Source organism: Myxococcus sp. AM010 (assembly GCF_013372585.1).
Classification (GTDB): domain Bacteria; phylum Myxococcota; class Myxococcia; order Myxococcales; family Myxococcaceae; genus Myxococcus; species Myxococcus vastator.
The window spans coordinates 1-12397 of sequence record NZ_JABXEO010000085.1 but is presented as its reverse complement, the minus strand read 5'-3'; the positions used below and the strand labels follow the sequence as shown (position 1 = coordinate 12397).

Genomic DNA, 12397 nt, shown 5'->3' with positions numbered 1-12397 from the left:
CCCCGTCTCTCGCGGCGGTATCAGCCGCCGCGAGAGCTGGGCGCCTTTCAGCTCACCTGAAACCTCGTCCTTGACGGCACTCCCTGAAGCGCGTCAGCGCGAGCGCTTCGATGCCGTCCCGCGCATTTCGTTGAGCGCGTCCTCCACGGCCGCGCGCAGTTCCTCGATGATGGTGTCGAGGAACGGCCGGCGCTGGAGGTCTTCGGTAATCCAGGGGTCCATGATGACGGAGCGCAGCACGGTGATGCGGCCCTCCTCGCCCCGCCCCGAGGTCGCGCCGCTTCCCAGCAGGCGCGTCTTGTAGTCATCGAAGAACTTCTTGCCGTAGTCCTCCTCGATGAAGTCCGTGGTGCTCACCAGCAGCCGGTAGCCATAGATGTCGCGGCCGTCGGCCTTGACGCCCAGACGCTCGTAGATCTTCCGGTTGAAGGTGTTCGCCTCCTCCAGGCTCGGGTTGAGGCCCTGTCCGGAGGTGAAGTTGAAGGCGTAGGTGAGGATGTTGAGGTCCGCGCCCGTCTCGCGCAGCAGCTCCAGTTCCTCCTCCCCTGACGCCGTGAGGAGCTTCTCCTGCGGCACGCCCATGATTTGATGCCGCAGGGTCTCCAGCGCCTGCTTCTCACCGCCGTACTTGCGCTTGAGGGGCTCGGAGAGCTTGAAGCGCGGGCCCGGCACCACGACGTAGTCACTGGCCGTGGAGTTCATCATCAGCAGCCGGGCGTGGAACAGCTTGCAGTTGTAGAGCGCCCTCCCGAGGATCTTCCCGTAGCCACGCTGGTCCGGTGGGACGACGGCATGGCTCAGGTACACGCCCGCCGCCGCGGCGCCGGGCTTGGAGCCCTCGATGCCGTACTTGCCCACGGTGAGGTCCTCCTGGCTCCCCGCCGTGTTGATGTAGGGCGCCTCGAAGGCCACCAGGCTGCGCATGGACTGATTGCGGTAGCACAGCGCTCCAGCGGGGTAGGGCAGGTAGCCCGTCTTGTGCGGGTCCACGGTGATGGTGTCCGCCTCGGGGAGCGCCTCGAACTGCTGCGTCACGTACCGGCTGAGGGGCAGCACCGGCGCGGGCGGGCCCGCGCGGCTCTTGTCGGTGCTCGGCGGCGCGCGCAGGAGCGAGGCGAAGTACCCGCCCCAGGCCGCGTCCGCATGCACGCAGAACGACATGCCCTGCGGATGGTACTTCTGCCGGCGGAGCGCCAGCACGGACGCGAGCGGGTCCACCAGCCCCTCCTCCGTCGTCCCCATCACCGCCGTCACCGCGATGACGGGCTGCCGGTCCGCCTTGCACTGGTCCAGCCGCGCCTCCAGGGCAGACGCGTCCATGCGCCCCTCTTCATCCAGGGGGACGCTGAACATGTGGTCCGCGCCGATGCCCAGAATCGCCGCCGCCTTGGGGAGCGAGTAGTGCTTGGAGCCGGGGACCATGAACACGGGGGCTGGGATGTCCCCCAGGTAGCGGCGGGTGAACTCCACGAGCCCCAGGTCCTGGAGCATGTAGTTGCCCACGCTTGCCGTCAGCGTCTCCACCGGAATGGAGAACTCCTCCTGGATACGGGTGGGGATGCCCAGCACCTCGTCCACGTCCAGGTTCAACGCCTGCCACGCATCCAGGTCGAGCAGACGCGCCCGGGTCCCCGAGGGCAGCGTCACCTGAAGCGACTTCGCCGCGGCCAGCGCGGACTCCCGCTGGATGGCCTCGCGCAGGGAGAGGGGATAGAACTTCAGGTTTCGCGCGGCCCACATCGCCTCGATGTTGGCGGTGGTGCCACCGCTGGTCAGGTGGCTCCAGGGGCGGATGTCGCCCTTCTGGGCGTAGCCCACCATCCGGCACAGGTCCTCGCCGGCCCGGACCTCCAGCACCGTCGTCAGCGGCGAGGCCTCCAGCGCGACGTTGTTCTGATTGTAGAGCATCGCCGCGAAGTAGCCGGCCATGCCCGGGAGCGTCTGGTCCCAGGTCATGTGGCCCTGGTAGCGCATGCTGAAGAACGGCGCGGACTTCTTCAGCTCGGCCAGGAGGTTGTTGAACTCCGTGTGCAGCGTGTCGAGCGCCCGGAGGTAGCCCGGATCTCTCTTGATGCTCTGGGTGATGGCGGGAGGGTCCATCGGGTGGAAGTTCCGGCGCCAGAAGGCGTGGTCCCTCAAGGCCTCCAGCACCAGCTGCTCGAAGACGTCCGCGTTCTCCGCGCGGGGCCCCAGGAACCACGCCTCCACGTCCCGCCCGTCCTCGATGGGGGCTTCCCTGCCATGGGTTGACTCCCACAGCAGCTCTCGGTGCGCGAGCTGGTTGGTCTTCAGTCGCTCGCGCAACGCCTGCTTCAATTCATCCAGGGCACGACTCGAGTAGTCCGGCTGGGACTTGTGGGCCATGTGGGGCTCCTTGCGTCAGGGAAGGACCATGGCCAGACACAAGGCGTGGGCGGGCGGCCACGGTCGCGCCAGATATACATGATGTAGTTGCAATCCCTTTTGTCATGTCGTGCCGCGGTCAATTCCTGACAATCTCCAGCCCTCCGGGGCCGGGACGGTGCAATCCATCCAGCGTCGGGTGCGCGACACCTTCACGCGCGAGGGCGACGTGTGGAAGCGCCGGCCGTGAGCGTCAGAACATCTGGCCGAAGGTGACGTAGAACCGCTGTCGCCCGGAGCCCGTGGAGCGCGCGTAGTCGGTGCGGACCACCGCCGCGCGCCGGGAGAACCGCAGGCCTCCGCCGACGCCCGGGTGCCAGTGCCACCACTTGCCATCCGAGACGCCCGGGTGCCACACGCGGCCCAGGTCCACGAAGGCCACCGCGCCCAGCTTCAGTTGCTGTCCGAAGACCTGGAACCGGGCCGCCTGATAGCGCAGCTCCGTATTGGTGAACGCCTTGATGTTCCCAGCGAAGCGGTTGCGCTCGATGCCGCGCACGCTGTTCATGCCGCCAATGCCTTCGGACACATTGACGCCGCCGGTGTTGCTCCACTCGTAGAACGGCACGTCGCCGAACAGCATGTCCAACGTCATCCGGTGCGCCAGCGTCAGCCGTGACGTCAGCGGGAAGTAGCGCCGCTCGCTCAGGGTGACGCCGACGTAGTGGTAGCGGTTGCCCGTGGCGTTGCCGGAGATGCGCAGCGACAGCTCTTCGACGCTGCCTTGTCGCGGGTCCGATTCGTTGTCGCGCGTATCCCAGAGCACGCCGGCGAGCAGCTGCCCCATGTTGCCGCCGTCCATGCCCAGGGGCTTCTCCAGCGACAGCATGGACTTCGCGTAGGCCGCCACGCGCATGTGCCGCCAGCCGTAGCCCACATAGGACTGGAGCGGATGTTCCTCTCCGAAGGGGTGTCCACGCAGGCGGAACCAGAAGCCCGGCGTCCCCTTGTCGAAGTTGTACAGCTCGTTGTTCACATCCCCGCGGAAGCCCGGCGCGGACAGGTTGCCCGCGCCAAAGAAGGGGCTGCGAAGCTCTCGCCGGTAATCCAGCCGGCCCTCCACGCGCAGCGGCCCGAGCAGCTTCGGCCCGTCGTAGCGCAGCGAGTGGTTCTGCACGCCCCGGTTGCTGAAGAACGTCTGCGCGCTGATGGCGTGCGCGTAGGGCTGCTTCCCTGGCGCATAGAGGTACATCCCGCCCACGGCGCCGTAGCCCATGCCCTGGTCCGAGTTGAAGCTCACCAGGGGGATGGCAATCGCATCGAAGCCGGACGTCCGCACGGGCTCGAGCCCGGGCGCGGGGCGCGCGCGGGCTGCCGGAGCAGCGCTCAGGCTGACGAGGAGGACGGCCGTGGCGGGAATGAGCATGAAGGGGCCGCGGAGGACGCCTGGGTGGCGGCGTTTCTTCCCGCACGGAGAAGCCTCGGCGGTTGCCCGCCCGCTCTCCTGGAGGGCGGCTCCCACTCCAGGGCGGCTGGCCTCTCAAGTGCTCATCTTGGCTGCCAGAGGAGGGGAGGCGACACCCGTGAGCGCTGTGCTTCCACCAGCGATGCACCTGTGGGCCCACGGCCTCGTGCGCCGGGTCCGGGAGAAGGTGCCGCCCGCGCCAGGGCGCAGGGCGAGGAAGCTGCTCATCGTCCACCTGGACGGCGTCCCCAAGCGCCTGCTGGATGAAGCGCTCGTCGCGGGGCGCATGCCCTTCCTGGCGCGGCTCGTGCGCTCGGGGGCGTATCACCTGGACGAGGCCTTCTGGGGCGCGCCCACGTCCACGCCCTACTTCCAGGCGGGCCTGCTCTACGGCATGCGCCACGCCAACCTGCCGGCGTACTCGTGGTTCGACCGCGAGCTGGGCCGCAAGGTCCAGATGAACACCCCAGCGGATGCGCTGGCCATTGACCAGCGCCTGCGCGGCGCGGGGCGGACCAGCCTGCTCGACGGAGGGGGGCACGGGTACTTCTCCCTCTTCCGCGCGGGGGCTGAGAACGCGCTGAGCATGAGCACGCTGGCCAGCTTCAAGCAGATGTCGCGCGCGTTCTCCCACGAGATGCGGGGGCTGCTCAGCGCGCGCACGCGCGGCCTCTGGGACTATCTGCGCGCACTGGGCATGGACACCTGGGCCGCGGCGCGTGAAGTCACCCACTGGGCGCGGGGGCTTCACGACTGGCGCCACGAGCCGGCCTTCCTCTTCAGCCACGTCTTCCTCCAGCGCCTGGGCTGGAGCTTCGCCTTCACCAAGTCCCTGGTGGACCTGGCGCGGGGCGTGCCCCTCATCTACCTCGTCTACGGCAACTACGATGAGGTGGCCCACCGCCGGGGGCCACGCTCCGAGCAGGCGCGCGCGGAGCTGTACCGCGTGGATGCGTACCTCGCGGAGCTGTACGCCGTGGCGGGCGCGGTGGAGCAGCCCTATGACGTCGTCTTCCTCTCCGACCACGGGCACGTGGATTGTGTGCCTTGGGAGCAGCGGAGGGGCCAACCCCTGGCGCAGTGGTTGACGGCGCCCCATGGCGACGGCCCCCTCTCCGACGACGTGGTCCGCGGCCTCTGCGACGGCAGGACTCGCCCGGAGCCGGACACGCAGCCGCGCGCGCCCTTCACGCCAATGGCCGTCGAGTGCGGCGACTTCGCCCATGTGTACGTGTCCGGTGAGCCCGAGCCGCTGGAGGCCAGGTCGCTGCTCGCGCGCCACCCCGAGGTGCTGGCTCGGGTGACACGGAGCCCGGACATCGGCCTCGTCGCCCTGCGGCGAGGCGACAGCGCGGTCGCGCTCGTGCGTGGCGGCGTCTACACCGTGGACTCCTTGGACCGGGCCCCGCTGTCCACCGAGTTCAGCAAGCGCGCGGTGGCGGACTTCCTCCGCGTCCTCCCCACCATGTCCACCGCGGGGGACCTGGTGCTTTTCGGCGAAGCCGTGCGGCGCGGTGGCACCGTGGGCTTCGCCTGGGAGTTCGGCTCGCACGGAGGACTCACCCGCACGGAGGCCAACAGCCTGGTGTGCTGGCCCGCCAAGGCCCCCGTGGACCTGTCCGGGCTGTCGCACTGCGCGCAGCTCCATGAGCGGCTCGCGGCGGCCTATCTCGAAGACACCCCACGACTCCGGAGGGTGCCGTGAAGGGCAGGGCGAGGCCTTCCGGGGGCCGGGCGTTGTTCAAGGTGCTGCTCGCCGTCTTCGGGCTCGTGCTGTCCGTCGTCCTGCTCTCCACCGCGTTCTTCAAATGGAACCTGGGCGGAGCCGGGCCCCTGCTCCAGCCGCGCTTCCCGCTGGGGGATTTCGTGAGGGACTTGCCCGGCCACCTCGTGTGGCTGGTGCCCTTCATGTTGCTCCAGGCCTCGCTCATCCCGCTGCGTGCGGTGCAATGGCAGCGCACGCTCCGCAGGCCGGTGCCCTTCAAGGAGCGCTATCACCTGGTGGCCATTGGCGCCTTCGTCCACAACGCGCTGCCCGGGAAGCTGGGCGAAATCATGCGCTCGTTCCTCCTGTCGCGGACGCAGCGCATCCCCTTCCTGCGCTGCCTGGGCACGGTGGGCGTCTGCAAGCTGATGGAGTTCGCGGCGCTGATGTTGCTCGTCACGCTGTCGCTGCTTGGCCCGTTTGGCCAGACGCTGTCCCGCTTCCAAGGGGAGCTGAAGGTGGCCGTGTCGCTCTGCGTGGGGCTGGTCGCGTTGGTGGTGCTGCTGGCGCACTGGTCCGGCCCGCTCGCCTTCGCCCTGCACAAGCGCCACAAGCTCCCCCGGGTGGAGGGCTTCCTCCACCACGTCAGCGAGGGCCTGGGCACCGCGCGCTCCTTCACCGGCATGGCGAAGGTGTTCGTCTTCTCGGTGGGGCCAGTCCTCGCCTCCGCGCTGGCATACGGCCTGGCGCTGCAGGGCATCGGCATCTCCGGCGGACTCTTCGCCGGAGCGGTGGTGCTGGGGGCCATCTCCCTGGGGCAGTCGCTCCCGGGCGTCCCGGCGGGCATGGGCATCTACTACTTCGTGACGAGCTGGGCGGCCCGCAGCCTGGGGGCCTCGCCAGAGGACGCGGCGGCCTTCTCCACGCTCACGCACCTGGGCACCGTCATCAGCCAGGTCGCAGTGGGCGCCGTCTCCGTCCACCTGCGGAAGATTCGCATCCGGGATTTGCGCAAGGGCGGGAGCCTCGCGCGGGAGGCGGCGAGTCACGTGGCCCACGATGCGGTGGAGCCCGCGCGCTCCTGACCCCTGAAAAGCGAAAAGGGGCCCCGGTTTGAAACCGGGACCCCTTCTCAACTTTGTGCCCAGGAGAGGACTCGAACCTCCATGCCCTTGCAGGCGCTAGACCCTGAATCTAGTGTGTCTACCAATTCCACCACCTGGGCAGGTGGGGCATCGCGGTGCGGCGCTGCGATGGGCCGGACATATAGAGTTCCTGCCCCGCCCCGTCAAGCACTACGTAACAACCTCACTTCTTCAGCGGCCATTTCCCTTCGGCCTCGAGAGCGCGGCGCAGGACGGGGTTCTCGTCCATGAAGGCGGTGAGGGACTCCTCGGTGATTTCAACCAGGATGTCCTCGGCGCCCAGCTCCGTCTGGCAGCTCAGCCGGGAGTAGGGGCGGACGTCGAAGCCCATGTCCAGGCGGTCCGCCTCCGCGTCCGTCTGCTCGCTCAGCGAGTCGAGGCCCTTGCGGACCCAGATGTGACAGGTGGAGCAGCCGCAGACCCCGCCGCAGCTGTGCCCCACCTGGGCGCCGCAGGATTCGGCGGCGTCCAGCAGGGTGGTGCCGGTGGGCACGTCGGCGCTGACCTCGGCCAGGGGGCTCTTGAAAGTCACCTTGGGCACGTCAGTAATCCTCCACGGAGTGGCCAGCCACCACCTGGGTGATGGCCTGGTTCATCACCCGCTCGATGAAGGGGCGGGACGCCTCGTCCAGCGCGTGCACGGCCTCCTTCAGCTTCAGGTAGTCCTCGCCCTTCATCAGCTCACGCACCCGGGCGATGGCGGAATCAATGACGGCGCGCTCCCCCTCCTGGAGCAGCGAGCCGTGCTCACCCAGCTGCCGGTCCGCCTCGGCGAGGACGCGCTCGGCGTCCACCCGCTGCTCCCGGACCTGCCGGGCCTGGATGTCGTCCTCGGCGTAGTCGATGGAGTCGAGCAGCATCTGCTCAATCTCCTCATCCGTGAGGCCGTGGCTGGGCTTCACGGTAATCGACTGGCTGACGCCGGTGCTCTGCTCCTGCGCGCTGACGGAGAGGATGCCGTCCGCGTCCACCTGGAAGCGGACCTCCACTCGGGCCAGGCCCGCGGCCAGGGGCGGGATGCCGGACAGGGTGAAGCGCGCCAGGCTGCGGTTGTCCTCCACCAGCTCGCGCTCGCCCTGGAGCACGTGGACGTCCAGGCCCGTCTGCCCGTCCTTGAAGGTGGTGAACACCTGGCCCGCGGTGGTGGGGATGGTGGAGTTGCGCTGAATCAGCTTCTCCACGATGCCGCCCATCGTCTCCAGGCCCAGGGACAGCGGAATCACGTCCAGCAGCAGCACGTCGTCCTGACGGTCCGCCGTGGTGAGCAGGTTGGCCAGCACCGCCGCGCCCAGCGCCACCACCTGGTCCGGGTTGATGTCGCCCAGCGGCTCACGGCCGAACAGCTCCGCCACGTAGCGGCGCACCGCCAGCACGCGCGTGGCGCCGCCGACCAGGATGACGCCGTCCAGCTCCCCGGCCGTCACGCCCGCGTCCTTCATCGCCCGCCGGCACACCGTGCCCGTCTTCTGCACGAAGGGCTGAATCCAGGCGTCGAAGTCCTCGCGCTTCACCAGGTGCGTCTGACCGCCCGCGGTGAACTCCACCGACGCCGCGTCGGTGAGCGCCTCCTTGGCCTTGCGCGAGGCCGCCAGCACCTCCGCCACCAGGGCGGGGGCCGGCGCCTCGGACGCGCCCAGCGTCTCCAGCACCCGCTGCGCAATCGCCCGGTCGAAGTCGTCGCCACCCAGCGCGGAGTCGCCGCCGGTGGACTTCACCTCGAACACGCCGTCCACCAGCTTGAGGATGGAGATGTCGAAGGTGCCGCCGCCCAAATCATAGACGGCGAACGTGCCCTGGCTGCCCTTGTCCAGGCCGTAGGCCAGCGCGGCGGCGGTGGGCTCGTTGAGCAGCCGCAGCACCTCCAGCCCGGCGAGCCGGCCCGCGTCCTTGGTGGCCTGCCGCTGGGCGTCGTCGAAGTAGGCGGGCACGGTGATGACGGCCTGCTCCACCTTGGTGGAGAAGTGCGCCTCCGCGCGGCGCTTGAGGGCGCGCAGCACCTCACCGGAGACTTCAATGGGCGTCACCGGCGTGCCACCCGCGACATCGAAGCGCACCACCTTGGCGCCGGGCGCGAACTTGTAGTGGCCCAGCTTGCGCGTCTCCGCGTCGTCCGGGCTGCGCCCCATGAAGCGCTTCACGGAGGCGATGGTGTCGGTGGGGTGCTCGGAGGCCAGCTTGCGCGCTCGGGCGCCCACCACCACGCCGCCGTCCTTCGCGTAGTGCACCACGGAGGGGAGCAGCAGCGCGTCGCCTTCGTCCACCGGGACGCAGACGGGCTTGTCTTGCACCACCGCCGCCACCAGCGAGTTCGTCGTGCCCAGGTCGATGCCCACCGCCTGCCCCTTGGGCTTCAGCGGGTCGTGAATCTGAAGGTAGCCGTTATTGCTCACGCCTGAATCTCCTCCTCGAACGCGTCCACCTGCTCGAGGAAGCGCGTGAAGTAGCGCACCCGCCCCAGCGCGTGCGATGCCTTTCTCACCAGTTCCTGCCCGTCGTCCCCCGGCGCGTCAGCCTCCAGGGTGCGAAGCGACTCCGCCGCCTCGGTGAGGGCCGCCTTCTTCCGGACCTCCACGTCGTCCGCCATGGCCCGGGCGCGGCCCAGGTCCTTCTTCGCCATGGCGGTGTCCAGCGACTCGCGCAGGTCCATGACCTCCTCCAGGAAGGCCAGGGGCATGTCCTTCTGCGCGCCCGCGTCCTCGCGGTCCAGGTCGATGCCGTGCAGCTTGAGCAGGTAGAAGGCGCGGCGCACCGGGTCCTTCAGCGTCTTGAAGGCCTCGTTGAGGGCGGTGGTGCCCTCCAGGGACTGCAGGCGCTCGCGCGCGCTGGCCTGTGCCACGCGGTCCGGATGGAGCTGCAACGACAGCTCGCGGTACTGCTTCTCCAGCGCCGGCACGTCCACGTCATAGGCGCGCTTCAGGCCGAAGACGTCGAAGTGGGTCCTCACGGGGGGCTCTCCAATGCGGGCAGGGGACAAACGAAAAGGGCCCGGCGGCTGGCCGGGCCCGCGTGGCGGCGGCTCCACCCGGCAGGGGGTGGAGCGCGTGCTGGCGCGTCAGACGGAGAAGCTCTCTCCGCAGCCGCAGGCCGCCTTGATGTTGGGGTTGTTCAGCTTGAAGCCGGAGGCCATGAGCGTCTGCTCGAACACCAGCTCGGTGCCGATGAGGTACAGGTAGCTCTTCGGGTCCACGAAGACGCGCACGCCGTCCTTCTCGAAAATCTTGTCGCGCTCGCGGGACTTCTCCGACCACTCCATGGAGTACTGGAGGCCCGAGCACCCGCCGCCCTTCACGGCCAGCCGCAAGCCGGCCTCGGGTGTCTGGCGCTGCTCCAGCAGCTCCTTCAGCCGGGCCACCGCGCTGTCAGCGATGGTGATGCCCTTGGGGGGCCTGGCCACGGGCGCGGCGGCAGGCGCCTGGCGCTGCGTCGTCTCCTGGGTCGCCTGCTCGCTCATGGTTCGCCTCTCCCTTTCCCGCAGACGTCAGGACGCCTTGGCCTGGCGCGCGGCGCGCTTCTTCTTGAAGTCCTCGATGGCCGCCTTGATGGCGTCCTCCGCCAGCACGGAGCAGTGAATCTTCACCGGCGGCAGCGACAGCTCGCGGGCCACGTCCTTGTTGGAGATGGTCATCGCCTGGTCCACCGTCTTGCCCTTCACCCACTCGGTGACGAGCGACGACGAGGCAATGGCCGACCCGCAGCCGAACGTCTTGAAGCGGGCGTCCTCGATGAGCCCGTCCTCGGAGATCTTGAGCTGCAGGCGCATCACGTCGCCGCAGGCGGGCGCGCCCACCAGGCCGGTGCCCACGTTCGGGTCTTCCTTGTCGAGCGTCCCGACGTTCCGGGGGTTCTCGTAGTGCTCGATGACCTTGTCGCTGTAAGCCATGCCTGCTCCTTCAACGGATGCTTCTCACCAAAGGTTCCGGCGGGCAACGCCCTCCGGGGGAGGGGGCTCGCGCCCCCCTGTCTACCAGGGAAGGCGCTAGTGCGCCGTCCACTCGATGCTCTTGAGGTCGATGCCTTCCTTGGCCATCTCGTACAGTGGGCTCATGTCGCGCAGCTTGCGGACCTTGTCCACGACGAGGTTCACCACGTAGTCGACCTCCTCCTCCGTGGTGAAGCGGCCCAGGCCGAAGCGGATGGAGCTGTGCGCCAGCTCCTCGTCCACGCCCAGCGCGCGCAGCACGTAGGAAGGCTCCAGGGAAGCGGACGTGCACGCGGACCCGGAGGACACCGCCACGTCCTTGATGCCCATCATCAGGGACTCACCCTCCGCGTGGGCGAAGGAGATGTTGAGGTTGCCCGGCAGCCGGTGCTCCATCGAGCCGTTGATGATGGTCATGTCCAGCGCGTCCGTCAGGCCCTTGCGCAGCTTCTCGCGCAGGCGAAGGATGCGCGCCGACTCCTCGGGCAGCTCCTTGCGCGCCAGCTCCGCCGCCATGCCGAAGCCGACGATGGCCGACACGTTCAGCGTGCCGGAGCGCATGCCGCGCTCATGGCCCCCGCCGTCGATGATGGGCGCGATGCGCACGCGCGGCCGGCGGCGCACGTACAGCGCGCCAATTCCCTTGGGGCCGTACATCTTGTGCGAGGTGATGGAGGCCAGGTCCACCTTCATGGCCTCCACGTCGAAGGGCACCTTGCCGATGCCCTGCACCGCGTCGCAGTGGAAGAGCACGCCCTTGGAGCGGCACAGCGCGCCAATCTGCGCGACGGGCTGGACGACGCCAATCTCGTTGTTGGCGAACATGATGGAGACCAGCACCGTCTTCGGCGTCATCGCCGCGGCCAGCTTCTCCAGGCTCACGCGGCCGTCGGGCTCCACGTCCAGGTAGGTGACGCGCGCGCCGCCGGTGGGCAGCTCGGCCCACTTGCGGTACGTCTCGTCGGCGTCCACGTCGTGCTTCGCCAGCAGCGCGGCCTGGTTGTCCTCGGTGACGTCCTGGCCCGCGAGCTGCGCAAGCCGCAGCAGCTTCAGCTCGTCCAGGCGCTCCTGCCGCACGCGCTCCAGGCGCTTGCAGGTGTCCAGGATGGCCTTGTGCTCCGTCTTGAGGGTGATGATGTGGTCACCCTTGGACTTGTAGAACTCGATGACGCCCTTGATGGCCAGGTTGTCGGACTCGGTGGCGCCCGAGGTGAAGACGATCTCCTGCTCGGCCGCGCCGATGAGCTCGGCCACCTGCTGCCGGGCCTTGTTCACCGCCGCCTCGGCCTTCCAGCCGAACACGTGATTGCGGCTGGCCGCGTTACCGAAGTCCTCGCGCAGGTAGGGCAGCATCGCCTCCAGCACCCGCGGGTCCAGCGGGGTGGTGGCGTGGTTGTCCATGTAGATCGGCAGCTTCACCATTGCTTCCAACACCTTCCTGGAGAGGACGTCGACTGGCGCCTCGGAGCGCCTTGGTCGCAGGGGGACCTACACCGTCACACTTGAATGTGGACCGGACTGGTCAAATATAAAAAGGGGCGCCTTCGGGTCAAGCGAACATCAGGAGCGCTACGGGTGTGGGTGCGTGCTCCCAATAGGACGCCTTAAGTCAACGCCGCGCCGTCGTGGATCAGTCCGGGTGCGCCGTCCTGGCGCGAGGTGCTCCGAAATGGCGCATACCCCTCGGCCAACCGCTTGATTTCCCAGCGAGCTCCACCCTGGCTGGTCGCCTGCACTGGCAGGGGCCACCACAGGGAGGAAGGCACATGAGCGCGAAGCAGGCGGCCCGCACGAAGGAGGCGCAGGAGACGGGGGAGGGT

General features: G+C 68.8%; 10 protein-coding genes and 1 tRNA gene. 2 read left to right on the top strand and 9 right to left on the bottom strand.

Features of this window, described 5'->3' with window-relative positions; translation table 11 throughout:
* Positions 1 to 93: 93 nt before the first annotated feature.
* Together HV826_RS29655 and omp85 are read right to left on the bottom strand one after the other, a co-directional pair.
* Entirely contained in the window at positions 94 to 2364 is a 2271-nt protein-coding gene (locus HV826_RS29655) for a pyridoxal-dependent decarboxylase (protein WP_255208199.1), read from the bottom strand.
* Positions 2365 to 2596: 232 nt separating this feature from the next.
* A complete protein-coding gene (gene omp85 / locus HV826_RS29650) occupies positions 2597 to 3769 on the bottom strand; it encodes an Omp85 family outer membrane protein (protein WP_176420418.1) in 1173 nt (390 codons plus the stop codon).
* Here omp85 and HV826_RS29645 point away from each other — a divergent pair.
* Both HV826_RS29645 and HV826_RS29640 read left to right on the top strand, forming a co-directional pair.
* Positions 3762 to 5513: an alkaline phosphatase family protein gene (locus HV826_RS29645; RefSeq protein ID WP_407938444.1), complete on the top strand. Its 1752-nt coding sequence runs from the start codon at positions 3762 to 3764 to the stop codon at positions 5511 to 5513. The two genes, omp85 and HV826_RS29645, sit on opposite strands and share 8 nt — an antisense overlap.
* Positions 5510 to 6598 carry a lysylphosphatidylglycerol synthase transmembrane domain-containing protein gene (locus tag HV826_RS29640; protein WP_176420416.1) on the top strand — a complete coding sequence of 363 codons (1089 nt, stop codon included), beginning with the start codon at positions 5510 to 5512 and terminating at the stop codon, positions 6596 to 6598. The genes HV826_RS29645 and HV826_RS29640 overlap by 4 nt, the downstream gene beginning before the upstream one ends.
* 56 nt (positions 6599 to 6654) lie before the next feature.
* On the opposite strand, the gene HV826_RS29635 is transcribed toward HV826_RS29640, so the two are convergent.
* The 7 genes from HV826_RS29635 to HV826_RS29605 form a co-directional block, all read right to left on the bottom strand.
* Positions 6655 to 6738, bottom strand: a tRNA-Leu gene (locus HV826_RS29635).
* 83 nt (positions 6739 to 6821) lie between these two features.
* Positions 6822 to 7199 carry a 2Fe-2S iron-sulfur cluster-binding protein gene (locus HV826_RS29630; RefSeq protein ID WP_176420414.1) on the bottom strand — a complete coding sequence of 126 codons (378 nt, stop codon included), beginning with the start codon at positions 7197 to 7199 and terminating at the stop codon, positions 6822 to 6824.
* A 1-nt stretch (position 7200) separates the two neighbouring features.
* Positions 7201 to 9048, bottom strand: coding sequence for a Fe-S protein assembly chaperone HscA (gene hscA / locus HV826_RS29625; RefSeq protein WP_176420413.1), 1848 nt, complete (start codon positions 9046 to 9048; stop codon positions 7201 to 7203).
* Positions 9045 to 9602 carry a Fe-S protein assembly co-chaperone HscB gene (hscB, locus tag HV826_RS29620; RefSeq protein WP_176420411.1) on the bottom strand — a complete coding sequence of 186 codons (558 nt, stop codon included), beginning with the start codon at positions 9600 to 9602 and terminating at the stop codon, positions 9045 to 9047. Before hscB ends, hscA begins: the two co-directional genes overlap by 4 nt.
* A 108-nt stretch (positions 9603 to 9710) precedes the next feature.
* Positions 9711 to 10109, bottom strand: coding sequence for an iron-sulfur cluster assembly accessory protein (locus HV826_RS29615; RefSeq protein WP_176420409.1), 399 nt, complete (start codon positions 10107 to 10109; stop codon positions 9711 to 9713).
* Positions 10110 to 10136: 27 nt separating this feature from the next.
* On the bottom strand, positions 10137 to 10538 hold the full coding sequence (gene iscU, locus HV826_RS29610; RefSeq protein WP_002634235.1) for a Fe-S cluster assembly scaffold IscU: 402 nt from the start codon (positions 10536 to 10538) through the stop codon (positions 10137 to 10139).
* A gap of 96 nt (positions 10539 to 10634) precedes the next feature.
* A complete protein-coding gene (locus tag HV826_RS29605; protein ID WP_368671020.1) occupies positions 10635 to 11996 on the bottom strand; it encodes an IscS subfamily cysteine desulfurase in 1362 nt (453 codons plus the stop codon).
* Positions 11997 to 12397 lie beyond the last annotated feature (401 nt).

Excerpts from the sequence above, each read along its gene's own strand:
- HV826_RS29655 (WP_255208199.1), bottom strand. The coding sequence starts at position 2,364 with ATGGCCCACAAGTCCCAGCCGGACTACTCGAGTCGTGCCCTGGATGAA.
- HV826_RS29645 (WP_407938444.1), top strand. The coding sequence starts at position 3,762 with ATGAGCATGAAGGGGCCGCGGAGGACGCCTGGGTGGCGGCGTTTCTTC.
- omp85 (WP_176420418.1), bottom strand. The coding sequence starts at position 3,769 with ATGCTCATTCCCGCCACGGCCGTCCTCCTCGTCAGCCTGAGCGCTGCT.
- HV826_RS29615 (WP_176420409.1), bottom strand. The coding sequence starts at position 10,109 with ATGAGCGAGCAGGCGACCCAGGAGACGACGCAGCGCCAGGCGCCTGCC.
- iscU (WP_002634235.1), bottom strand. The coding sequence starts at position 10,538 with ATGGCTTACAGCGACAAGGTCATCGAGCACTACGAGAACCCCCGGAAC.